Annotated in this window: 21 protein-coding genes; 4 read left to right on the top strand and 17 right to left on the bottom strand. The window is 69.6% G+C overall.

Annotated features, from left to right (window positions below):
* Nucleotides 1-8: 8 nt before the first annotated feature.
* The 6 genes from fusA to ACIA03_RS01060 all read right to left on the bottom strand — a co-directional run bounded on the left by fusA (nucleotide 9) and on the right by ACIA03_RS01060 (nucleotide 5249).
* Nucleotides 9-2123: an elongation factor G gene (fusA, locus tag ACIA03_RS01035; protein WP_396978381.1), complete on the bottom strand. Its 2115-nt coding sequence runs from the start codon at nucleotides 2121-2123 to the stop codon at nucleotides 9-11.
* An 83-nt stretch (nucleotides 2124-2206) separates the two neighbouring features.
* Nucleotides 2207-2677, bottom strand: coding sequence for a 30S ribosomal protein S7 (gene rpsG, locus ACIA03_RS01040; protein WP_008360967.1), 471 nt, complete (start codon nucleotides 2675-2677; stop codon nucleotides 2207-2209).
* Between the two features lies 1 nt (nucleotide 2678).
* Complete coding sequence (gene rpsL / locus ACIA03_RS01045; RefSeq protein ID WP_008360965.1) at nucleotides 2679-3050, bottom strand: 30S ribosomal protein S12; 372 nt, start codon at nucleotides 3048-3050, stop codon at nucleotides 2679-2681.
* A gap of 263 nt (nucleotides 3051-3313) precedes the next feature.
* Nucleotides 3314-4564, bottom strand: a complete 1251-nt coding sequence (locus tag ACIA03_RS01050) for an MFS transporter (RefSeq protein ID WP_396978384.1) — start codon at nucleotides 4562-4564, stop codon at nucleotides 3314-3316.
* Complete coding sequence (locus ACIA03_RS01055; protein ID WP_396978386.1) at nucleotides 4561-5022, bottom strand: MarR family winged helix-turn-helix transcriptional regulator; 462 nt, start codon at nucleotides 5020-5022, stop codon at nucleotides 4561-4563. Before ACIA03_RS01055 ends, ACIA03_RS01050 begins: the two co-directional genes overlap by 4 nt.
* Nucleotides 5023-5099: 77 nt before the next feature.
* The gene (locus ACIA03_RS01060) at nucleotides 5100-5249 is read right to left on the bottom strand and encodes a DUF1059 domain-containing protein (RefSeq protein WP_008360959.1); all 150 of its coding nucleotides are present in this window, start codon (nucleotides 5247-5249) and stop codon (nucleotides 5100-5102) included.
* A gap of 70 nt (nucleotides 5250-5319) precedes the next feature.
* On the opposite strand from ACIA03_RS01060, the gene ACIA03_RS01065 reads away from it, so the two are divergent.
* Nucleotides 5320-5706, top strand: coding sequence for a DUF2530 domain-containing protein (locus tag ACIA03_RS01065; protein ID WP_396978389.1), 387 nt, complete (start codon nucleotides 5320-5322; stop codon nucleotides 5704-5706).
* A 10-nt stretch (nucleotides 5707-5716) separates the two neighbouring features.
* On the opposite strand, the gene ACIA03_RS01070 is transcribed toward ACIA03_RS01065, so the two are convergent.
* The 5 genes from ACIA03_RS01070 to ACIA03_RS01090 all read right to left on the bottom strand — a co-directional run bounded on the left by ACIA03_RS01070 (nucleotide 5717) and on the right by ACIA03_RS01090 (nucleotide 11370).
* Nucleotides 5717-6511: a DUF3027 domain-containing protein gene (locus tag ACIA03_RS01070; protein WP_396979870.1), complete on the bottom strand. Its 795-nt coding sequence runs from the start codon at nucleotides 6509-6511 to the stop codon at nucleotides 5717-5719.
* Between the two features lie 176 nt (nucleotides 6512-6687).
* A complete protein-coding gene (locus ACIA03_RS01075) occupies nucleotides 6688-7239 on the bottom strand; it encodes an ATP/GTP-binding protein (RefSeq protein WP_084101379.1) in 552 nt (183 codons plus the stop codon).
* A 40-nt stretch (nucleotides 7240-7279) separates the two neighbouring features.
* Entirely contained in the window at nucleotides 7280-7630 is a 351-nt protein-coding gene (locus ACIA03_RS01080; protein ID WP_008360948.1) for a DUF742 domain-containing protein, read from the bottom strand.
* Nucleotides 7631-7657: 27 nt separating this feature from the next.
* Nucleotides 7658-8053 carry a roadblock/LC7 domain-containing protein gene (locus ACIA03_RS01085; RefSeq protein ID WP_008360946.1) on the bottom strand — a complete coding sequence of 132 codons (396 nt, stop codon included), beginning with the start codon at nucleotides 8051-8053 and terminating at the stop codon, nucleotides 7658-7660.
* Entirely contained in the window at nucleotides 8050-11370 is a 3321-nt protein-coding gene (locus tag ACIA03_RS01090) for a nitrate- and nitrite sensing domain-containing protein (protein WP_396978392.1), read from the bottom strand. Before ACIA03_RS01090 ends, ACIA03_RS01085 begins: the two co-directional genes overlap by 4 nt.
* A 461-nt stretch (nucleotides 11371-11831) precedes the next feature.
* Between ACIA03_RS01090 and ACIA03_RS01095 the strand changes: the two genes are divergently transcribed.
* Nucleotides 11832-12230 carry a cold shock domain-containing protein gene (locus ACIA03_RS01095; protein ID WP_160026974.1) on the top strand — a complete coding sequence of 133 codons (399 nt, stop codon included), beginning with the start codon at nucleotides 11832-11834 and terminating at the stop codon, nucleotides 12228-12230.
* A 5-nt stretch (nucleotides 12231-12235) separates the two neighbouring features.
* Here the strand turns inward: ACIA03_RS01095 and ACIA03_RS01100 are convergent, their stop codons facing one another.
* From ACIA03_RS01100 to ACIA03_RS01110, 3 genes are all read right to left on the bottom strand, one after another.
* Nucleotides 12236-12943 carry a M50 family metallopeptidase gene (locus tag ACIA03_RS01100; protein ID WP_396978394.1) on the bottom strand — a complete coding sequence of 236 codons (708 nt, stop codon included), beginning with the start codon at nucleotides 12941-12943 and terminating at the stop codon, nucleotides 12236-12238.
* Nucleotides 12944-13022: 79 nt separating this feature from the next.
* Nucleotides 13023-13868, bottom strand: a complete 846-nt coding sequence (locus ACIA03_RS01105; RefSeq protein WP_396978396.1) for an ExsB family transcriptional regulator — start codon at nucleotides 13866-13868, stop codon at nucleotides 13023-13025.
* Nucleotides 13869-13877: 9 nt separating this feature from the next.
* Nucleotides 13878-14951 carry a nitrate- and nitrite sensing domain-containing protein gene (locus tag ACIA03_RS01110; RefSeq protein WP_396978398.1) on the bottom strand — a complete coding sequence of 358 codons (1074 nt, stop codon included), beginning with the start codon at nucleotides 14949-14951 and terminating at the stop codon, nucleotides 13878-13880.
* A 112-nt stretch (nucleotides 14952-15063) separates the two neighbouring features.
* Between ACIA03_RS01110 and lepB the strand changes: the two genes are divergently transcribed.
* On the top strand, nucleotides 15064-15828 hold the full coding sequence (gene lepB / locus ACIA03_RS01115; protein ID WP_396978400.1) for a signal peptidase I: 765 nt from the start codon (nucleotides 15064-15066) through the stop codon (nucleotides 15826-15828).
* Nucleotides 15829-15951: 123 nt separating this feature from the next.
* On the opposite strand, the gene ACIA03_RS01120 is transcribed toward lepB, so the two are convergent.
* From ACIA03_RS01120 to ACIA03_RS01130, 3 genes are all read right to left on the bottom strand, one after another.
* Nucleotides 15952-17118, bottom strand: coding sequence for an RDD family protein (locus ACIA03_RS01120; protein ID WP_396978402.1), 1167 nt, complete (start codon nucleotides 17116-17118; stop codon nucleotides 15952-15954).
* A gap of 126 nt (nucleotides 17119-17244) precedes the next feature.
* A complete protein-coding gene (locus tag ACIA03_RS01125) occupies nucleotides 17245-19143 on the bottom strand; it encodes an FHA domain-containing protein (RefSeq protein WP_396978404.1) in 1899 nt (632 codons plus the stop codon).
* Nucleotides 19140-19967, bottom strand: coding sequence for a PP2C family protein-serine/threonine phosphatase (locus tag ACIA03_RS01130; protein WP_396978406.1), 828 nt, complete (start codon nucleotides 19965-19967; stop codon nucleotides 19140-19142). The genes ACIA03_RS01125 and ACIA03_RS01130 overlap by 4 nt, the downstream gene beginning before the upstream one ends.
* A 281-nt stretch (nucleotides 19968-20248) precedes the next feature.
* On the opposite strand from ACIA03_RS01130, the gene ACIA03_RS01135 reads away from it, so the two are divergent.
* A complete protein-coding gene (locus ACIA03_RS01135) occupies nucleotides 20249-22243 on the top strand; it encodes a helicase-associated domain-containing protein (protein ID WP_396978408.1) in 1995 nt (664 codons plus the stop codon).

A 22243-nucleotide genomic window follows, 5' to 3' on the forward strand; every position in this document is an offset into this window, starting at 1 on the left:
CCCGAAGGTCACTCGCCACGGGCCTTCTTGATGATCTCGTCGGCGACGTTCGTGGGAACCTCGGCGTACGAGTCGAACTCCATCGAGTACGACGCCTGACCGCTGGTCTTGGACCGGAGGTCACCGACGTACCCGAACATCTCGGACAGCGGGACGAGCGCCTGGACGACCATGTCGCCGTGACGCTCCTCCTGCGAGGACACCTGGCCGCGACGGGAGTTGATGTCACCGATAACGGTGCCGAGGAACGACTCGGGGGTCGTGACCTCGACGGCGAACATCGGCTCCAGCAGGACGGCCTTCGCCATGCGCGCGGCCTCCTTGAAGGCCTGGTTGCCGGCGATCTTGAAGGCGAGCTCGGAGGAGTCGACGTCGTGGTAGGCGCCGTCCTCGAGCGAGACCTTCACATCGACCATGGGGAAGCCGGCGAGAATACCGAACTCCATGGCGTCCTGAGCACCCTGGTCGACCGAAGGGATGTATTCCTTCGGCACGCGACCACCGGTGACGTTGTTGACGAACTCGTAGCCAGCGCCCTGGCCGGTCTCCTCGTCGATGTTGGGCTCGACGGAGATGACGACCTTCGCGAACTGACCCGAACCACCGGTCTGCTTCTTGTGGGTGTAGCTGTGGTTCTCGACCTTCTTGCGAAGCGTCTCGCGGTAGGCGACCTGCGGCTTGCCGACGGTGGCCTCGACCTTGAACTCGCGCTTCATCCGGTCGACGAAGACCTCGAGGTGGAGCTCGCCCATACCAGCGATGATGGTCTGGCCGGTCTGCTCGTCGGTCTTGACCGTGAAGGTCGGGTCCTCCTCGGTGAGGCGCTGAATCGCCGTGCCGAGCTTCTGCTGGTCACCCTTGGTCTTCGGCTCGATGGCGACCTCGATCACGGGGGCCGGGAAGCTCATCGACTCGAGGACGACCGGGTTGGACGGGTCGCACAGGGTGTGACCGGTCTTGGTGTCCTTCAGCCCCATGACGGCCACGATCTGGCCGGCGCCCACCGAGTTGATCTCCTCACGCTTGTTCGCGTGCATCTGGTAGATCTTGCCGATGCGCTCCTTGCGGCCGTTGATCGGGTTGACCACGGTCGCACCCGCCTCGACCTTGCCGGAGTAGACGCGCAGGTAGAACAGCTTGCCCAGGTGCGGGTCGGAGGCGATCTTGAAGACCAGACCGGAGAACGGCTCGTCCTCGGAAGGCTTGCGGGAGACCTCGAGCTCCTCGTCCTTGACGTCGTGGCCGATGATCGACTCGACATCGATGGGCGAGGGCAGGTAGTCGACGATCGCGTCGAGCAGGGGCTGGACGCCCTTGTTCTTGAACGCGGTGCCGGTGAGGATCGGGTTGAGCTTGTCGGCGAGGGTCGCGCGGCGGATGGCGGCCTTCAGGGTGGGCACGTCGAAGACGTCGCCCTCCTCGAGGTAGACCTCCATGATGTCGTCGTCGGCCTCGGCGAGGGTCTCGACGAGCTTCTCGCGCCACTCGGCGGCCTTGTCAGCCATGTCGGCGGGGATCGCCTCGATGACGTAGTCCTCACCCTGCTGGGTCTCGCCGCGCCAGACCTTGGCGTTCATCTCGATCAGGTCGACGACGCCGATGAAGTCGGACTCGGCACCGATCGGCAGCTGCAGCACCAGCGGGGTGGCGTGCAGCTTGTCGACGATCGAGTCGACGACCATGTAGAAGTCGGCACCGGTGCGGTCGAGCTTGTTGACGAAGCACATCCGCGGAACGGCGTACTTGTTCGCCTGACGCCACACGGTCTGCGACTGCGGCTCGACACCGGCGACACCGTCGAAGACGGCGACAGCACCGTCCAGGACGCGCAGCGAGCGCTCCACCTCGACGGTGAAGTCGACGTGCCCCGGGGTGTCGATGATGTTGATCTGGTGGTCCTTCCACCAGCAGGTCGTCGCGGCGGACGTGATCGTGATGCCGCGCTCCTGCTCCTGCTCCATCCAGTCCATCGTGGCTGCGCCCTCGTGGACCTCACCGATCTTGTACGAGATACCGGTGTAGAACAGGATGCGCTCGGTGGTGGTGGTCTTACCGGCATCGATGTGCGCCATGATGCCGATGTTGCGGACCACATTGAGGTCCGTGGTGATGTCGACGGCCACTGTCTTCAGCGTTCCTTAAAGAGATTGTCTTCGGTCTGGATGGGCGGGGTGCCCACATGGTGCGGCAGGCACCCCGCCGTACGTCACCAGCGGTAGTGCGCGAAGGCCTTGTTGGACTCGGCCATCTTGTGGGTGTCCTCGCGCTTCTTCACAGCGGCGCCGAGGCCGTTGCTCGCGTCGAGGATCTCGTTCATCAGGCGCTCGGCCATCGTCTTCTCACGACGGTCCTGGGCGTAGCCGACGAGCCAGCGCAGCGCGAGCGTGGTGCCACGCGTGCCCTTGACCTCGACCGGAACCTGGTAGGTCGCGCCACCGACACGGCGGGACTTGACCTCGATGGCCGGCTTCACGTTGTCCATCGCACGCTTGAGGGTGACCACGGGGTCGGTGCCGGTCTTCTCGCGGCAGCCCTCGAGGGCGGTGTAGACGATGCGCTGCGCGACCTGCTTCTTGCCGTCCTGGAGGACCTTGCTGACGAGCTGGGTTACGAGCTGCGAGCCGTAGACGGGGTCGACGACGAGCGGACGCTTGGGAGCGGGACCCTTACGAGGCATCTCACTTCTCCTTCTTGGCGCCGTAGCGGCTCCGGGCCTGCTTGCGGTTCTTCACGCCCTGGGTGTCGAGCGAGCCGCGAATGATCTTGTAACGAACACCGGGGAGGTCCTTCACACGACCGCCGCGGACGAGCACGATGGAGTGCTCCTGAAGGTTGTGGCCCACACCCGGGATGTAAGCGGTGACCTCGACGCCGGAGGAGAGGCGCACACGGGCGACCTTCCGGAGGGCGGAGTTCGGCTTCTTCGGGGTGGTGGTGTAGACGCGCGTGCAGACGCCACGGCGCTGCGGCGATCCCTTGAGGGCAGGCGTCTTCGACTTCGTCGCCTTGTCCTCGCGGCCCTTGCGGACCAGCTGGTTGATGGTGGGCACCTCGGTGGTTCCCCTTCTTTTCTGCTCTCACAACGCGGCGCTCTGCCGCGAAGGATCCAATGTTGTGCGTCCAGGTGGTGCGATACCAACTGGTCCCGCCTCGCCCCCGAGGTCGGGCGTGTCGCCCTTACCTCAACAGCACGAATACGGATCTTTCGAACCGAGTCCCCACTTGAGGGCGCCGAGCCCGGGTCCGAGACCTTTCTCTCGAGCTTGTTCCGGGCACGCGCGACGGCCTGGTTGTCCCAGACACGCTTCAGAGGCTACCCGGCGGCTTGAGAGGGGGTCAAAACGGCCCGGATACCACCTCGGAGCGCGGCCAGGAGCAGCACCCCCGCAAGCGTACCGAACAGGACCAGAGCGCCACTGGCGTACAGGGTCGTGCGGGCGCCGAACTGCTCGCCGATGAGGCCGATGAGCGGGGCACCCAGCGGGGTGCCACCCATCAGGACGGTCATGTAGATCGCCATCACCCGGCCCCGGAACGCCGGTGCCGCCTCGGTCTGCATGGTGGCGTTGCAGGCGTTGAGCACCGTGATGGTGCAGAAACCGACGACAGGGCCGGTCAGGGCGAACAGGGCGTACGTCGGCATCATCCCGGACACGATGATGGACAGCCCGAACCCGGTCGCCGCCACCACGATCAGCCTGAGCGGGATCCGGGTGCGGCGGGCGCCGAGCAGGGCGCCGGAGAGCGAGCCGATCGCAAGGACGGTGCCGAGCAGGCCGTACTCGCTGGCGCCCATGCCGAACTCCTCGGTCGCCATCAGCGCCGAGGTGATCGGGAAGTTCGCACCGAACGTGCCGACGAAGAAGACGATGACGAGGACCATCAGCATCTTGGGCTGCGTACGGATGTAGCCGATGCCCTCACGCAGCATCCCGCGCCGGCGGGCGGTCGGCTCCGGCGAGTGCAGCTCGGCGGTGTTCATCCGCTGCAGCTGGCCGATCACGGCCAGGTAGGAGACCGCGTTGATGAGGATGACCCACCCGGTCGCCTCGGGGCCGCTCCCCAGCCAGCCGATGAGGAGCCCGGCCAGCGCCGGCCCGATCAGGCGGGCGAGGTTGAAGGAGGCCGAGTTGAGACCGACGGCGTTGGTGAGGTCGTCGGGGTGGACCATCTCCGAGACGAACGACTGGCGGCCGGGGCCGTCGAAGGCGGCGCCCGTGCCGAAGAGGAAGGCGATCACGTAGACCATCCACACCTCGGCGTGGCCGCTGACCGCGAGCACTCCGAGGAGCAGCGACATCAGGGCCATCCAGCCCTGGGCCGCCTGCAGCAGGCGGCGCTTCGGGAAGCGGTCGGCGATGACGCCGGCGTAGGGGCTGAGTAGGAGGATGGGCAGGAACTGCAGGCCGGTCGTGATACCGAGTGCCGCTCCCCCGCCGCCAAGGCTCAGGACCAGCCAGTCCTGGGCGATGCGTTGCATCCAGGTGCCGACGTTGGAGACGACACTGCCGGCGAGGTAGAGGCGGTAGTTGTGGCTGCGCAGGGAACGGAACGTGGGACTCAACTGGTGGCTATTCTCTCCATGATCGAAGCGGCAGTGCGGAGGGCGGCGAGCTCGTCCGCGTCGAGGTCGACGAGCTGCTGGGCGAGCCAGGCGTCCCGGCTGAGCCGGTCCTTGCGTACGGTCCGGCGGCCCTTGTCGGTGATCGAGACCAGCACCTGGCGGCGGTCGGTCTCGCCCTGGCGGCGGACGACGTAGCCGCCCTCCTCGAGGAAGTTGACCATCCTGGTCATGCTCGGCGGCTGGACGCGCTCGCGCGCGGCGAGGGCGCCGAGGGTCATCTCGTCAGTGGCGTACAACGCCCCGAGGACTGCCATCGACCCCAGGGACAGGTCGTTGTCGGGGTGGCGCTCGTTGGCCAGGCGGCGGCGCATCCGCATGACAGAGGTGCGCAGCACCGAGGCGACCTCGGGGATGTCAGAGGCTGCGTCAGGCGCGGATACGGGCTGTGCGGTAGGCATGTCGGCAAGCATAACTGCTTACCGGCGCTAACTATTCCGGAAAGAGGCGGCGCCCCGGTGAGGGCGCCGTCACAGGGTCAGGACATGGCCGCGAGCATCAGGATGTCGTCGCGGCTGTAGGTGCGACCCGGGTGAGCCTCCGCGAGGTGCTCCTGCACCTGCTCGACCAGCTCGTCGTCGGTCTCGGTGCGGAAGTTGGTGCCGCAGGGGCAGCGGAGCGAAGCCATGGTGGACCTCCAAGTCGTCAGCGTTCCTCCCCACCCTACCGGCTGGGGGCGACCCCTAGGATGAGGTCCCATGAGCGACCAGTACCGCGACGAGGACTACTCCGGCAGCTACCCGGAGCAGCAGTATGACGGGTACGAGGGTGACTACTACCCCGAGGACGCCGGCTACGCGCAGGACTACGGCTACGACGACCCGGCCGTCGAGGAGCCGCTCGCGGCCCGCCCCGAGCCGAAGATCGAGCTCGTCGACGAGGACGGCATCCGCGCCTTCGAGCTCAGCACCCTCGGCTGGCTGGTCGGGTTCGTAGCCCTGCTCCCCTTCTGGGGCCTGCTCAACGACCGCGGCTGGACCTGGTGGATCTGGACCTGCCTGGCCGCCTTCGGCATCGGCGCGATCGGCATCGAGCTGACCCGGCGCCGCAAGGCCCGCCGGCTCCGCGCCGAGGGCCTCGACTAGCAGGGTCCGGTCAGAAGGTCTCGGGGTCGTCGCTGAGCGTGTCGAAGACCGGCTCCGGCAGCGGCTGCGGCTCGTGCTTCTTCGCCAGCCGCACCTCGGAGTGCGCACCGCACCCGTGGTTGAGGCTGACCACCTTGCCGTCGTCGTTGGCGTCGCCGTTGGCGCAGACACCGAAGCTCGAGGCCAGGTGACCGGTCAGCCGGACCAGGAAGCCACAGCTGTGGCACTGGTCAGGGGCGGCCTGCGCGAGCGGCGCGTCGGGGCCGCCGTCACCGGCGTACCAACGCTCGGCGGCGGCATCGAAGCCCGTTGTGGACAGGGTCCGGACACGGCCGAGGCCGAGATCCTTGGCGACCTCGCGCACCTGCGCCTTCTCGTCGGCGTCGAGCGGGTCGTCACCGAAGGCGTACGTCGGGACCAGCCGTGCGTCGTCGTCCTCGACCGGGAGCAGATCGCCGGGTGAGAGGTCGCCGGGCTTGATCCGGTCACGGTAGGGCACCCAGGCGGGCGCGACGATCGCCGCGTCACCGGGGACGAGGACGACCTCGTTGACGGTCACCTCGGTCTTGTCGCCCAGGACGGGGACATAGACGACTGTGACCGACCAGTGCCACCCGACGTAGCCCTTGCGGGCACAGGCGAACAGGTGGGTCACGACGCCCGGACCGGCACTCTTCTCGACCACATGGCCGAGGTGTTCTCCGACGTCAGCGGCTGGCACGTCGGACAGGAGCGCGGCGCGGGCCTCGTCGACGGCAGCGACGGCCGTCGCATCGGCGTACGGGGTCGTGATCACGGACCACATCTTCGCCCACAGGCGCCTCAGGTGCCACTTCGGGGTCACCTTGCGCCACCACAACCTGAACTTCAGCACAACGCGTGATCCTCCCAGACGTACGCCTCTACTGCACAGTCACGGCGCCCCTTGAAACGCCGACACCCGCCGGAGCATGGCTACGGCGGGTGTCGGCGTCTGCTCGGCTACTGGAGCGCGCGCGTGGAGACCATGGAGAGGACGTACTCGACGAGCGAGATCAGCGTCGCCTTGGTCGACTGGCGGTCGCGGGCGTCACAGGTGACGATCGGGATGTCCGGGCGCAGAGCCAGGGCCTCGCGGATCTGCTCCGGCTTGTAGGCCTGGTTGGCGCCGAAGACGTTGTGCGCGACGACGAACGGCACGTTGCGGGACTCGAAGTAGTCGATCGCACCGAAGGAGTCGGCGAGGCGACGGGTGTCGATGAGCACCACGGCACCGATGGCACCCTGGGTCAGGTCGTCCCACATGAACCAGAACCGGTTCTGACCCGGCGTTCCGAACAGGTAGAGGATCAGGTCGGAGTCGAGGGAGACTCGACCGAAGTCCATCGCGACCGTGGTCGTCTTCTTGTTGGGGACTGCGGAGAGGTCGTCGACGCCGGCGGTCGCCTGCGTCATCACGGCCTCGGTCGTCAGGGGGACGATCTCCGAGACGGAGCCCACGAAGGTCGTCTTACCAACGCCGAACCCGCCGGCGATGACGATCTTCGCAGACATCGTCGCCTGCTTGGAGTCGGTGGTCACTGCATTACTCCTGTCAAAGCTTCCTCAGGCCGGACAGCACGCGCTCGAGGAGAGCGGTGTCCGGGGCGTCCGGGACCTTGCTGGCGTGCACCTGCACCACGCCGCGCTCCGCAAGGTCACCGATCAGGACTCGGGCAACACCCAGGGGCACCCGGATGAGCGCCGCAACCTCGGCGACGGAGCGGCTCTCGCGGCAGAGCTCCGCGATCGTCCGCTCCTCTGGCGACCGGACGTAGCCGTCGATCACGTAGCGGTCGGTGATCACCAGGGCTTCCATCGGGAAGACGCGCTTGGGTTGCGTGCGGCCACGAGTCAGGGCGTACGGCCTGACAAGCGGCGGCGGTTCGGAGGCGTGGTTGCTCACGATCTCGGTCCTAAGCTCGGGCGCGCATCAGGCGCCGGTTCTGGTATCGGGGGTGAGGGCGGTGGCAACACGCGAGATCAACAGCTGCATCTGGTAGCCAACCTGTCCCAGATCGCAGTCGGGGGCGGCGAGGGCAGCGAGGCTGGAGCCCTCACCAACCGCCATGAGGACCAGATAGCCACCGTCCATCTCGATGACCATCTGCTGGACATTACCCGCCGCGAAGCATCGAGCTGCTCCCTGGGTAAGACTGGTGAGACCGGAGGCGATCGCCGAGAGCTGGTCGGCCCGGTCCGGGGGGAAGTCGACGGAGCTGGCCATCGGCATGCCATCAGCCGACACCAAGATCGCGTGAGCGATGTCAGGGGTGCGCTGGGTCAGGCTGTCGACGAGCCAGTCCAGTCCTGCGGGGGCCGTTGTCACTGCTGCTCCTCACCTTCGGGGTTGCTTTCCGCCTCAGCGGGATTGTTGCGGGCGCGGCTGACGCCCTTCTGGAAGCTGGACATGCCACGGGTGCGGCGCGCGTCCATGTTACGCGGACCTGATGACGGTGGTGTGACCGATGGGGCCGCTCCTGGGATCAGGTTCTGGCCCGGGACGCGAACGGGGAGTCCGCCCTGGGTCACCGTCGCCGGCTCCATCTCCTGCAGCTGCTCCAGCTCCTGAGCCCGGCGCCAGCCCTCATCACCCGGCGAGGACCAGCTCATCGGCGTGGTCGGCTCGTCCTCCCGGACGGCCGGCTCGTCGGCGAAGTCGCCCGAGGGGGCGTTCGCCGCGCCGGCGTTGTCGGCCTCGGGTGCCGCGCCGGCCTTGGCGGCCGGACCCGCGATCGGGTCGCTGAGCGGGTCGCCCTTGGCCTCCATCGCCCGGCGCGCGCCGAGCGGGCGACGACGGGTGAACCACTCCGACTGGAGATCGTCGAAGATCGAGCTGCCCTCGTCATCGACGATCGGGACCTCGGTGGTCGAGTCGAGCGGGTTCTGCGAGTTGGTCGGCTCCGGAGCCAACGGGCCCATCGAGCCCGGCGCGATCGCGTCACCGGCGGGACCGAACGGGTCGTCGTCGGGGCCGAAGCCCGGCGGAGGCGTACGCGGCGTGGTGCGCTCGGTGGGACGCTCGAAGGTGCGGAAGGTGCCCGTGTCGGTGCCGAACGGGCTGCCGCCCTGGGCACCCGGGTCGCGACGCGGCAGGTCGCCGGTCTCGGTGCTCGGGTCGAAGCGACCGTCCGGGAAGCGCGCGGCCAGGTCCTCGGCCTTGCGGACCGGCAGCATGTTGGACAGGAAGCTCTGCTGCTGGCCGCTGGGGCTCTGCGGAGCCGGGGGCTCGTTGGCGCCGTAGGGATCGCCACCGAACGGGTCTCCACCGAAAGGGTCCCCACCGAACTGCGGCTGGCTGCCGCTGAACTGTTGCGCCGGGAAGCTGCCCGTGCGTGCGGTCGGATCCTCGAAGCCCGGGTCACCCGGCATCGGCGGGATGCCACCGTAGGCGGGCTGCTGGCCCGTGTGCGGCCCGGTCTGACCGAAGCCGTTGTGCTGGCCCGACTGGCCGTTGGCACCCTGCTGCGGGAAGACCCCCGAACCGCCGCCGGAGAGGTTGGGGTGGTTGGAGGCACCGGGCGTGCGGCTCGGCAGCGCCGGGGGCGCCGCAGCGGAGGCCGCGGGCGCCTCGGGGGCCGGCAGAGCACCGACGGGCACGTCGTAGGGGTTGCCACCGGCGTACGGCTGGGAGTCGTAGGCGGGCATCCCGTACTGCATCTCGTAGGGAAGCTCACCGGTGACCGGGTAGGCGCCGGTCTGCTGGCCGTAGCCGCCCTGCTGGAAGGCGTAGGCGTCGAAGCCCTGCTGCTGGCCGGAGGGTGCCTCCGCGTGGGCGCCCACGATCGTGGTCACCGGCATCTCGACGCGCGCGACCACACCGCGGGGGCGGTTGGGAACGAGCTCGATGTAGAGCCCGTGACGCGCCGCCAGGCGCGCGACCACGACCAGGCCCATCATCCGGGCGACGTCGGCGTCGAGGCCGGTCGCACGGCGCAGCTTCATGTTGGCCGCGTCGAGCTCCTCCGGCGTCATGCCGATACCGAGGTCCTCGATCTCGACCAGCAGCGGCGCGGCGGGGCCGGCGCGGAAGGTGCGGATCGTGACCGCCGTGTCGGGCGGGGAGAAGTTGGTGGCGTTCTCGATCAGCTCCGCGAGCAGGTGCACGAGGTCACCCGCGATCGCGCCCTCGAACTCGGCGTTCTCCTCGGAGTCGATGTCGACCCGGGCGAACTGCTCGATCTCGGAGGCCGCGGCGCGGAGGACGTCGAGGACCGGCACCGGGCCACGGGCCGCGTGGCCGATCTCGCCGCCGGCGAGAACCAGCAGCGACTCGTCGTTGCGGCGCATTCGGGTGGCGAGGTGGTCCAGGCGGAACAGGTTCGCGAGGTCGTCGGGGTCCTGCTCGTTGGCCTCGAGCTGGTCGATCAGCTGGAGCTGACGCTCGACCAGGCTCTGCGAACGGCGGGAGAGGTTCATGAACATCTTGTCGACGTTCGTACGCAGCTCGGCCTGCTCGCCCGCCAGGCGGATCGCCTCGACGTGAACCGCGTCGAACGCGTCCGCGACGTCACCGATCTCGTCGCGGCGCGCGATGTCCAGGGGCTCCACATGCGTGTCGACCGGGCCTTCGGCCTGGTTCATGTAGGCGACTCGCTCAGGCAGGTCGTGGTTGGCCAGGTTGTAGGCCAGACGACGCAGCTGGCTCAGCGGCGAGAGGATCGAGCGGGCCGCGACCAGACCGACCGCGAGGGCGAAGATCAGGACGCCCAGGACGAGGAGGCCGATGATGATGGCGTCGCGGGTCGCGTCGTCCTTGATCTGCTCGACGTCGTCACTGATCTCCTGCGCGGTCGCGACGATCATCTTCTGCAGACCACGGATGAACTCCGTGCTGGCGCCGGTGTACTGGTCCGGGGTCATCTTGATCCGGTCCATACCACCGCTGGAGATCACCTGATTGACAACTCGGTGGGCGGGTGACCCGATCAGGCCATTGGTGGTGGTCTCGTTCGTCAGACTGTCGAGCTGCGCACGAATGTCGTCGGACGTCTTCGCGTAGTAGTCCGCCGCAGAGAGACGGACCTTGGCCTCGGCCCGGGCGAGCTCGGCGAACTGCTCGTCGCTGAGGACGTCGGGGTTGACGACGCCCCTCTTCTCGGCCGCCGCCTTCTTGCTCAGCGCCTCCATCATGATCACGCGCTCGACGCCCATCGCCTCGGAGAAGGCACGCACGTTGCTGATCGCGGCGATCTTGGAGAAGACCTCGTCGTTCTCCAGGGTCGGCATCTGCGCCGAGATCCCGAAGAGGTTGTTCATCACGGTCGTGTAGGCCAGCTGGGCCTCGACCTGGGTGTCCCGCTCCTGGATCTGCGCGCGCAGGTCGTCGATGCCGTTCAGCGCCTGCTGGATCTCGACGATGCTGTTCTCGAGGTCCTTGTCGTCGCCGGCGTCGATCTCCTTCGCCTTGGCGCTCCAGGCCTCGATCGACTCGTCGGTCGTCTGCTGCAGGGGCCGCATGACGACCTCGGGCACACCCGCGAGCGCACCGTCACGTTCGAACAGGATGTTGATCGCGAGGTTGTAGGTGTCAGGCAGCGCCTGGGCGACGGTCTCGGCCTGGCGTGCTTCCGCCTGGGCTGAGAGGGCGCGCGAAATGCTCAACCCGCCGAACACCATCGCCGCGATGGTCGGGATGAGCAGCACGAAGATGAGGCGCGCTCGAATTCCCTGCCAGGGCTTACGTTCCGGACGGTGGGTTGTGCTTGCGTATGGCTCGGCCATTACTCCCTCTCGTGGCCATGTCACATCATTCCCGAGAGGCATGCACCGTCTGTGGCGCACACCCCAGTCCCCCGCCGCGAAGTCTGCTGGCACCCGGGCGTACCTGTCTACAGTCTTTGGCGACGCAAACTTACGTCATAAGTGGTCTCGATTACCAATGGTGTACGAAATCATTTGCAAATCTATGGAGGGGTAGGCGGAGTATAGGCCCCACCCGCACGAGGGACGACATGGCGAGCCATCCGTGGATGCCGTCGACGCCGGAGAGGGGAATACCTCACGCGTCCCTGGGCGCTGAGGACTAGGCTCTCCCGCGTCGGCCGTCACAGTCGCCGGGCGACGTACGTTTGAAGCGCTGATGCGCGAGGAAGGGGCAAGCTGCCGTGCCTACTGGCAAGGTCAAGTGGTTCGACGCCACCAAGGGCTTCGGATTTCTGTCGCAGGACGACGGTCCGGACGTGTACGTCCACGCCGACGCGCTCCCCGAGGGCGCTGCCAAGACCTTGAAGGCCGGCACCCGGGTGGAGTTCGGCATCGCCCAGGGGCGCCGCGGTGAGCAGGCGCTGTCGGTGACCATTCTGGAGCGCTCCCCGTCCGTTGCAGGGCGCCAGCGTGCCGCCAAGCGCCGCAAGCCCGAAGAGATGGAGCTGATCGTCGAGAACGTGATCAAGCTCCTCGACGACATCCGCGACGGCTACGCCCAGGGCCGCCCGCCCACGCGCGAGCTGGCCAAGAAGGTCTCCCCCGCGCTGCGCCAGATCGCCGACGAGTTCGAGCTCTAGATCCTCTAGATCCAGCTCAGGTCGGGGATCAGGGTCTGCACGCCGACCACGAGGCCGGCGACGTTGACGGCCAGCAGCACGAGGATCCAGAGCACCGACGGGATGCCGGTCAGGCCGGCGAGCTGATCGGGGTCGGAGCCGCGGCGGCCTCGCTCGCCCCGGCCGAGCAGCTCCAGGAGCGGCCTCGGTGAGGCGAGCAGGAGCAGCCAGGTCACCAGGGTGGCCGCGATGGTCTGGATGCGGCCGTCGGCGTACCAGCTGATCGCGCCCAGCGCGGCGCCGAGCACCAGCAGGACGACGAGGCCGTAGCCGTTGCGTACCCACACCAGCAGCACGAGCATCGCCGCCACCAGGAGCCACAACAGCCCCAGGGCGTGGCCGGCGGCCAGCATGGTCGCGCTGAGCAGTCCGAGGATCGCCGGGGCGAGGTAGCCGGCGGCGAGCATCGCCACCATCCCCGGCCCGGACGGCTTGCCGCGCGAGAGGGTGACCCCCGAGGTGTCGGAGTGGAGCTTGATCCCGGACAGCCGTCTCCCCACCAGGACCGCCACGACCGCGTGACCGGCCTCGTGGACGACGGTGACGCCGAGACGTACGGTCCGCCAGGACGTACGCCACACGACGAGCGCCAGGGCGACGAATCCGGCGCCGATCAGCCACGGCGCTTCAGGGACGGTCTGGGTTGCGGTGATCGTGTTCCAGAACTCCCTCACGCCGCCACCTCCGTAGCGCAAGCGCCAGAATACGAAGGCGACGGCGTGTTGTGCTCGTGGTTCGCTCGCTGACGCTCGCTCACTTCACGGCCTTCTGGTTCATCGATCCGGAGCGGAAGCCCCGTGGGTCGATCTCCGCGGCGGGGAATCCTGCGTCGGTCACGGTCCTGAGCACCTCGTCGGCATGGTGGGGGTCGAGAGGCAGGAGGGTAGCGGACAGCTCCACCGTGGCCTTCTCCCCATGGTCGCGCACGCGCAGATCCACGCGGGCGGCGTCGTGGCCGCGGGCGGCCAGGACGCTGCGTACGGCCTGCTCTGCTCGCTCCACGCGGGCGAGCCGTCTCGGCGTGACCTCGAGGCCGTAGGCGATCCGGCTGGAGAGACAGGCCGCGGCCGGCTTGTCCCAGGTCGGTAAACCCCAACGGCGCGAGGCCTCGCGGATCTGGGCCTTGGTCAGGCCGGCGTCCTTGAGCGGGGTGATCGCGCCACGCTCGGCGGCCGCGCGGATGCCGGGCCGGAGGCCGTTGAGCCCCTCGATCGCGTCGTCGGCGTTGGTGCCGGTGGCCACATGGGCCAGGCCGAGCTCGCGGGCCAGCGGGGTGAGGGTGTCGAGCAGCTCCGCCTTGCAGAAGAAGCACCGGTCGGTGCCGTTGGCCCGGTAGCCCTCCCGCTCCATCTCATGGGTCTGCGGGGTGATGAGGCGTACGCCGAGGCTCCTCGCGAAATCGGCGGCCGGGTCCCTCTCCGCGATCGGAAGACTGTGCGAATAGCCGGTCGCGGCGGCGACGTTGTCGCTGCCCAGAGCCCTGGTCGCGGCGGCCAGGAGGAACGCACTGTCGGCGCCACCGGAGAAGGCGACCAGCACGCTCCCCCGAGACCTGAGATCCGCTTCGAGAGCGCTGAGCCGTTGATCGAGATCGGACACGTCCCGACCCTATCCACGTGCTCCACGCGCGCTCGCGGATCGACGCAGGATGACCAGGACGACCGCGAGGACGACGATGAGCAACGCGAGGACACCCACGACGGCGAACGTGAGGACGAGGCCGGCCAGCGCGCCGCGCACCGCGTCATCACGGGCGGCACGCTGGCCCTCGACGATCTCCTGGGCGGAGGCGACGAATATCTCCTGCAGGCCGCGCATGAACTCGGTGCTGGAGGCGGTGTAGGAATCCAGGGTCACCGCGCTGCCGCCGCCGGCGATGATGTCGTTGACCGCCTGATGGGCAGGCACGCCGGTCGCGCCCTTCGTCGCCGTGCTGTTGGTGAGCCCGTCGAGCGCCGCACGCTGGTCCTCGGAGGACTTCTCGTAGAAGGCGGCCAAGGAGCGACGCCACGCGGCCTCGGCCTCGGTGAGCGCCGCGATCTCCTCGTCGCTGATCGGCTTCGCGCCGGGCAACGGCGAGTAGGACAGCGCCGCGAACATGATCGCGCGCTCCTGTCCCAGCGACTCCCATGCCTCGGGCATGTGACCGATCGCCTCGATCGCCTGCTCGGACTGGTCCTCGCCCGTGTTCGGCAGGTCGTCCGCGATGCTGAACAGGTCGTTCGTCAGGGCCGTGTAGTGCTTCGATCCGATGGCGGGATCGTTCTGTGCCTGCGTACGCAGCACGTCGATGTTGCTCAGCTCTTGCGTCATTCGGGTGAGCGTCGCGTCGAGCTCCTTGTCGTCGTCGCTGTCGATCTCCTGGGCTCGCGTGCGCCAGGCCTGCGCCGCCTCGTCGGTCGTCTGCCGCAGCGGCCGGAGCACGACGGGAGGTACGCCGGCCACCACCGCATCGCGTTCGAAGGACAGGTTGACCGCGAGGTTGAAGGTGTCCGGAAGGACCTCGGCGAATGCTTCGGCCTGCCGCGCGCTCTCCGCCTCGGCCGACGCCCGAAGGACGAGGAGCCCGCCGACGACACCGGCCACGACCGCGGCGATCACGGCCAGGATCAAGGTGATCGCGATCGCGCGGGTGCCCTTCTGGGCAGGTTGATGGGTCGGGGTCGTCAGTGCGGTGGTCATGGCACCTCTCAGGTCCGGCTGAGTGACGAAACGTTAAGGCAGGAGCGGCGCCGCGCGCGCTTGAATTCTGGATAGCGCCGGAGCGGAGCCGTCGTCTGGATAGGGTCGGACCATGGGGGCAGAGGTGGAGTCGTCGGCGCGGTCAGGCCGACGACCGAAGGGGGTTCCGGGGTCGCTCGTCGAGATCGCGATCATCGCGGTGACGGCGATCCTGCTCGCGGTCGTGATCAAGACATTCCTCGCCCAGGCGTTCTACATCCCCTCTGAGTCGATGCGGCCCGGCCTGGAGGTCAACGACCGGGTGCTGGTGGAGAAGCCGTCCTACTGGATGGGCGGTACGCCCGAGCGCGGCGACGTCGTCGTCTTCGCCGATCCCGGCGACTGGCTCTCGGCCGACGAGATCCCTCCGGCGCCCACCGGCTTCCGGGCCGTGCTCGCCAAGGTCGGGCTCTACCCGACCGGCGACCACTTGGTGAAGCGGGTCATCGGAGTCGCCGGCGACACCGTGGAGTGCTGCGAGTCGGGCCGCATCGTCGTCAACGGCACGCCGCTGGACGAGTCCGGCTTCATCGCCTCGAGCGATACCTGCGACGGCCCGATGGCGCAGGACAACGGGTCCTATCTCAACGGCGGGTGCCGGGGCTGGAAGGCCGTCGTCCCCGAGGGGCGGATCTTCGTGATGGGCGACAACCGCGCCAACTCCGCCGACTCGTCGTTTCATCTGTGCAGCCCCGAGCGTCAAGAGTCGGGCGACAAGGCCTGCTCGAGCGCCTTCGTACCCGTCTCCGACGTCGTCGGCAGGGTCGCCGTCGTCTTCTGGCCCACCGACCGCTTCGGCTTCGAGCACCGCCCCGAGACCTTCGACGCCATCGACTGACCCACTCGCCGAGGCGTCACGCGCGTCGGCCGAGACGTCACGCGCGTCGGCCGAGACGTCAACGGTGTGACGCCTCGGCCGACCGGACTGACGCCTCGGCCGACCGGACTGACGCCTCGGCGGTCAGGCCTCGCGGACGACGTCCATGGTGCGGTCGCCGAACTTGACCTTGTCGCCGTCGACGAGAGCCGCGGGGCGGCGGGCGCCGAGGGCTCGGGCGGCACCCTGGCGGATCAGGGTGGTGCCGTTGGTGGAGCCGCGGTCCATGACGACGAGGGTGCCGTCGGCAGCGACCTGGAACTGGGCGTGGGTCTTGGACAGGGACATGTCGCTCGAGGAGAGCGCCACCCGGTGCGAGACCTCCTCGCCGGGACGCGGCTCGGGGCCGCGGCCGACGATGGCGAGACCCTCGACCACGAAGCTCTGTCCGGTGTCGAAGGTGACCCGCCAACGTGCCGTCGCCGCGGGCTGCGGAGCGGGCATGGGGGGTGCCGGAGGGGCGGGCTGGACGACCGGTGGTACCGCAGGGGGTGCCGGAGGGGCCGGCGGAGCAGGCGTCGGGACAGGAGCCGGCGGCGCCTGCCGGGCGATCGGTACACCGACCTGGGTCGCGGCCGCCTGAGCCTCTGCCGCGGCCTGAGCCGCAGCAGCCTGGGCAGCGGCTTGGGCCGCAGCACTCTGGGTCGGGGCAGCAGGAGTCTGCGGCCGCTCGGCCCGCTCCGGGGTCGCCTCGGCCTGCTTCAGACGCATCGTGGTCAGGTTGACGATGCGGCGCGGCGCCGGAGCCTCTTCCTCGGCCTCGACGACCGCCGGAGGACGTACGTCCACCACGACCGAGCCGGCACGCCGGTCGTGCCATCCCTGGCGACGGCCACGATCGTCCATCGCGGCGACCCAGGCGAATGTGGCGGTGCCGATGCCGAGGGTCGGGATCGTGCAGAGACCGAGAAGGGCCTGGCGTACGAACGCCTTGCCGACGCCGATGGGGCGGCCCGCGGTTCCGGAGTCATCGCTGACCACGCGGAGCCCGAGGGCCATCTTGCCCGGGGTCTTGCCACCGGAGCCGGTGAGTATGGTGCCGACCAGCCAGACCACCAGCACCACGCCGGCGATCAGACCGATGCCGGGCAGCGGACTTCCGTTGCGGAAGAAGATCAGCCAGGCGGCGAATCCCGCGGCGGCGAAGATCGCCCAGGCGATCACCCGGTCGATGGCGAACGCGTAGAACCGGCGATCCGGCTCCGCGATCGCGGCTTCGACGGCTGGCGCCTGGAGGCCGGCCACGCTCATGCCGCCGCCTCCGTACGAAGAAGCAAAGAATACGGAGGCGACGACCTGAGGCCCATGGCCGCTCGCTGACGCTCGCTCATGCCGCCGCCTCCGAGGAGAGCGGCGACACGAGCGAAAGCCGTTCGGTCACGGGTTGGTCACCCGGATCGTCAGACTGTCACCGAGGTCGATGACGGCGCCGGGCATGAGCTGGACCGGTACGCCGGGGCGCAGATCCTCCGGGCCGAGCCCGGGCTGGACCAGCACGGTGCCGTTGGTCGAGCCGAGGTCGGTGACCACCGCCGCGCCGTGGTCGACGCCGGCACCGGGACGGATCTCGCAGTGGGTCGAGGAGATCTCCTGGTGAGGACTCGGCACGGTCACCAGCATCGGCTGCTCGGTGGGCGTGAACCGGCTCGCCTCGGGGGCACGGCCGACGAGGACGACCCGGTCGACCTCGACGCGGTCGCCGCTGGAGAACTCCAGCCGCGCGACCGGGTAGGCGGTCACCTTCGGGGCCTCGGGCTGGCCGGGGATCCCGGCGAGACCGGCGTTGAGGTCCTCGCCCACGCCGATGCGGGTCAGACCGTCGTGGTCGTCCTCATCGGGGTTGGGCTCCTCCCAGACCGGCTCGTCGTGGACCTCGGGAATCGGCGCCACGGGCGGGGCCGGTGGCGCGGGCGGGGCCGGGAATGCCGGAGGAGCCGGGGGTGCCGGAGGGATGTCGGTCACCGGCGCGTCGACCGGCGGGCCGTCGACCGGTGCGTCGATCGGGGCAGCATCGATCAGATCCTCGGCCGGCGCGTCCCGGAAGGGAGGGTCGGCCGGGGGCGGCGGAGGCGTCGTCAGCGGCGGCGGAGGCGGCATCGACGGCGGGCCGAAGTCGGGCGCCTGAGCGGACTCGGGCTCCTCGAAGGACTCGGGGCCGTCGAAGGGCTCCCGCTCGTCGTAGGAGTGCTCGTCGAGGGCCGGGAGGACCTCGGTCTCGGCGTCGGGGGCGACGTCGGGGTCCGCCACCGGCTCCGGGGAGACCGCGGAGGGTCCGAAGGACGACGCCACGGCAGCGGCGTGCTCGTCGCTGGCGTAGTCGTCCTCATAGCCGCCGGCGGCGGCCGGCTCGGGGACGTCCTGGTCGTCGGCGACGTCCTCGGACACGACCGGCGTCTCCGACGCCTCGGCCTGCTCGGCCTCGGCCGGCTCGGTCAGGTCGTCGTGACGCGGCGCCGACGCGTCGCCGGACTCCTCGCCACGGTTGACCGAGATCGGCTCGTCCGACTCGGAGTCCGCGTCGAAGTCGGAGTCGGACTCTGCCCCGAGACCGGGGAGGTCACCCGAGACCGGGATCGGCGGCACGACCGAGAGCGAGGGCGGAGCCGCGACCGGCTCGTCCTCGTCGAGACCCTGCTCCTCGGCGGAGTCGAGGTCGTCGGCGGAGTCGGCGTAGCTCTCCCCGGGAAGAGGATCGGTGAGCGGGTCGGCCGGTGCGGGCTCGTCGACGCTGTCGTCGGAACCCTCCTCGACCGCCACCGGGGCGGGTACGAAACCGGCGCGGCTCTCCGGCGAGTCGTCCTGGGTGGACTCCGGGGCCGGCGGCGGGACCTCGAGTCCCGAGACCCGCAGCAGGCCACCGAGCGCGGTCAACGGCTCACCGGTCGCACCCTCCTCGCCGAGCGAGACGGACATCCGGGTGACACCCTCGAGGGTGCGCTCGACCCAGGTCTTCGACGACGATCCGTCGACCTCGACGGCACCCTCACCGGCCTCGAACGAGACCACCGACGGACCGCGCACGACCGTGCGTACGCTGCCGCCGTCAGGCGTCACGTCCCCGGCGATGAGGACGAAGCCCGGCAACGAGCTCAGCCCGGTCGCGACGAGTGCGTCGAGCACCTCGTCGAACCCGGCGCCGTCGTCGACGAGCGCCCACAGGGCGCCTGCGCGGCTCTTCTCCGAGGGCGGGAGCAGCACCGTGGCGCTCTCACCGATGATGCCGAACCATGTGCCCGGCGTGTAGGACGTGCTTGCGATGGTTGCTGGCTCACTCATGGCAGCACTCCTAGCTTCTGCTCCATACTCACCCTTTGTTGCTCCGAGTCATACGGGTTTTCCTCGGTCAATCCCATCACATCGACCACGATCGCGGTGGCGTTGTCCCGGCCACCCGCCTCGACCGCGGCGGCGACGAGCTTCTCGGCCGTGTCCCGCGCGTCGGTGTCCTCCGCGGCGAGGATGTCGGCGATCTCAGCATCCGAGATCATTCCGCTCACGCCGTCCGAGCACAGCATCAGCCGGGCGCCCACCGGCAGCGTCACCTGGAAGATGTCGGGCACCGCGGGGGCCATCCCGCCCAGCGCCCTGGTCACCACGTTGCGCTCCGGGTGGTGCTCGGCCTGCTCGGGCGTGATCTGCCCGGAGTCGACCAGCTCCTGGACCAGGCTGTGGTCGCGGCTGAGCTGGCTCAACGTACCGTCGAAGTATCGGTAGATGCGCGAGTCGCCGACGTTGAGCAGGATCCACAACGGGCTGCTTCCGCCGTCGGCGATCAGGGCCGCGGCGCAGGTGGTGCCGGACTGGTAGTCCGAGGCCCCGCGCGAGCGCTGCTCGAGCGCGAAGGCCACGATCCGGTCCTGGGCCGCCTGGAGCGCCTCGACCATCGCCTGGCTGCCCGACTCGGACACGTAATGGGTGCCGCCGAGCTTGGCGAACTCCTGGATCACCATCTCGCTGGCGATGTCACCACCGTCGTGGCCGCCCATTCCGTCGGCTACGACGAAGACCGGTGGCTCGGCCACATGGGAGTCCTCGTTGACCTTCCGCACCTGGCCGACATCGGTCGCGGCCCCGTGCGCGATCACTACTTTCCTGGACATCTCGCTCCTAGGCCTGCCGGGATAGCGTGATGCCGATGGACACAGGCTTCCGCTCTCTTGCAGACCAGTTGCGCTCTTGGCCTACAGAGCGCATCACACGCCTGCTTCTTGCACGTCCTGATCTCGCCACGCCGTCCCCTCATGACTCCGGCCAACTCGCCGCCCGAGCAGCCACTCGCACATCCTTGCACTACGCGATGGATGACCTTAACCATCTCGAACTGATCGTGCTCGATGCCGTTGTCCTCGCGAATCAAACCACCAAAGCCCACCTATCTTCCATGGTGAACGCTGAAGAGGCCGCCGCGACACGGGCACTTTCTCATCTGGAGGACACCTGCCTGGTCTGGCACTCCCTCGACGGCCTGCGGGCCGTGACCGGAGTCGCGGCCCTGCTGCGGGGTTCCCCGGGCACCTCCGGGCTGCAGCCTTTCGCCGCTGACCAGGAAGAAGTCGTACGCCGCCTGGCCGCTGTGTCCGCCGAGGCCCGCGCGATGCTGGAGGCCGTCGACGCCGCCGGCGGGCAGGCCTCCTCTTCCCGCGCGCGCCCGCGCGTATCGGTGGCCGAGGCCGCCGGGCCGGCGGAGGAGCTGATCGCCCACGGGCTGCTGGTGTCCTCGGGCGACGGGATGCTGACCCTGCCCGGCGAGGTCGGGCTCGCGCTGCGGGGCGGGCGGACGACGCCGGCTCCGGTGGACGTCCCGCCGCCCCTGCCGACCTCGTCGCGGGCCTCGTCGCTGGTCGACCGGGCGGCCGCGGGGGCCGCCTTCGAGCTCGTACGCAACCTCGAGCTCCTCCTCGACGCCTGGAGCGCCACGCCACCGAGGTCGCTGCGCGGCGGGACGGGCCTGACCGTCCGGGACCTGAAGGCGACCGCCGAGCGGCTCCACGTCGCCGAGCCCACGGCGGCGCTGCTGATCGAGGTCGCCTGGGCCTCGGGGCTGCTCGCCCTCGGGACCGACGAGGAGGGAGATCCGTCCTGGATGCCGACCGAGCTCTTCGACCAGTGGCTGCAGCAGCCGCTGGCGGCCCGCTGGTCGCACGTGGCCGGTGCCTGGCTGGCCTCCCCTCGCCTCCCCGGGCTGGTCGGCCAGCGCGACCCGGCCGGAAAGACCTGGAACGCGCTGGCGCCCGATCTGGCCGGCGCCTCGGCCGTGGAGACACGGCGGCTGACGCTGGGCCTGCTCTCGGACCTGCCGGACGGGGAGGTCCTCGCCGCCGGCACCGGACCCGCCGCGGTCGTGGCCCGGCTCGCCTGGGAGCGGCCGCGCCGGCCGCGCACCCGCACCGAGTCGCGTGAGTCGCTGGTGGCCTGGACGCTCACCGAGGCGGAGACGCTCGGGCTGGGAGCGTTCGGGGGGCTGGCCGCGTACGGGCGGGCGTTGGTGGCGGGCGAGGATCCGGTTCCGACCCTGGCGGGGCTGCTGCCGGAGCCGGTCGACCATGTGCTGCTCCAGGGCGACCTGACCGCGGTCGCGCCGGGGCCGTTGGAGCCTGCCCTGGCCCGCATGCTGACCGTGGTGGCGACGGTGGAGTCGCACGGCGGGGCAACGGTCCACCGGTTCACCAAGGAGTCGGTGCGGCGGGCGATGGACCGCGGCTGGACCGCCACGGAGATCCACGCGTTCCTCGCCGCCGCCTCCCGCACACCGGTCCCGCAGGCACTGAGCTATCTGGTCGACGACACGGCGCGTACGTTCGGGACGGTCCGGGTCGGGTTCGCGGCCGCCTACCTGCGCAGCGACGACGAGGCGGCTCTGGTCGAGCTCCTGGCGCATCCGGCGGCCGAGTCGCTGGGGCTACGCCGGCTGGCGCCGACCGTGGTCGTCAGCACCGTCGCCCTCGACTCGCTCCTCCCCCGCCTGCGCGAGCTCGGCCTGGCCCCGGTCGTCGAGGCGCCCGACGGGTCCGTCCACGTGGCGCGCCCCGACGCCAGGCGCGCCAAGGCTCGCGCCGGCCAGCGCTCGGCAGGTGCCGAGGAGGCCCATCTCGTCACTCGCGCGACCGCGGTCGCGACCAGGGTCAAGGCCGGCGACGAGACCGCAGCCTCGCGCCCGGTCCCACCGGAACCCGCCTCCACACTGGCGGTGCTCCACGAGGCCATCGATGCCGGGGAACGGGTCGTGATCTCCTACGTCGACGGTCGCGGTGTCGGAGGTGAGACGACCGTCGAGCCGCTCGGCGTCGAGGGCGGCTCGCTCGCGGCCCGGGTCGGGGACGACGTACGCTCCTTCGCCCTGTCCCGGATCAGGAGCGTCCGGCCGGTCGGCCCGTAG

The organism is Nocardioides sp. NPDC051685 (assembly GCF_044453405.1).
Taxonomy (GTDB): domain Bacteria; phylum Actinomycetota; class Actinomycetes; order Propionibacteriales; family Nocardioidaceae; genus Nocardioides.

Bases quoted from the DNA above. Each gene is read 5' to 3' on its own strand.
- rpsG (WP_008360967.1), bottom strand. From the start codon at position 2,677: ATGCCTCGTAAGGGTCCCGCTCCCAAGCGTCCGCTCGTCGTCGACCCC.
- ACIA03_RS01055 (WP_396978386.1), bottom strand. From the start codon at position 5,022: ATGCCTACCGCACAGCCCGTATCCGCGCCTGACGCAGCCTCTGACATC.
- ACIA03_RS01060 (WP_008360959.1), bottom strand. From the start codon at position 5,249: ATGGCTTCGCTCCGCTGCCCCTGCGGCACCAACTTCCGCACCGAGACC.
- ACIA03_RS01065 (WP_396978389.1), top strand. From the start codon at position 5,320: ATGAGCGACCAGTACCGCGACGAGGACTACTCCGGCAGCTACCCGGAG.
- ACIA03_RS01070 (WP_396979870.1), bottom strand. From the start codon at position 6,511: ATGTGGTCCGTGATCACGACCCCGTACGCCGATGCGACGGCCGTCGCT.
- ACIA03_RS01075 (WP_084101379.1), bottom strand. From the start codon at position 7,239: ATGTCTGCGAAGATCGTCATCGCCGGCGGGTTCGGCGTTGGTAAGACG.
- ACIA03_RS01110 (WP_396978398.1), bottom strand. From the start codon at position 14,951: ATGACCACCGCACTGACGACCCCGACCCATCAACCTGCCCAGAAGGGC.
- lepB (WP_396978400.1), top strand. From the start codon at position 15,064: ATGGGGGCAGAGGTGGAGTCGTCGGCGCGGTCAGGCCGACGACCGAAG.
- ACIA03_RS01120 (WP_396978402.1), bottom strand. From the start codon at position 17,118: ATGAGCGTGGCCGGCCTCCAGGCGCCAGCCGTCGAAGCCGCGATCGCG.
- ACIA03_RS01125 (WP_396978404.1), bottom strand. From the start codon at position 19,143: ATGAGTGAGCCAGCAACCATCGCAAGCACGTCCTACACGCCGGGCACA.
- ACIA03_RS01130 (WP_396978406.1), bottom strand. From the start codon at position 19,967: ATGTCCAGGAAAGTAGTGATCGCGCACGGGGCCGCGACCGATGTCGGC.
- ACIA03_RS01135 (WP_396978408.1), top strand. From the start codon at position 20,249: ATGGTGAACGCTGAAGAGGCCGCCGCGACACGGGCACTTTCTCATCTG.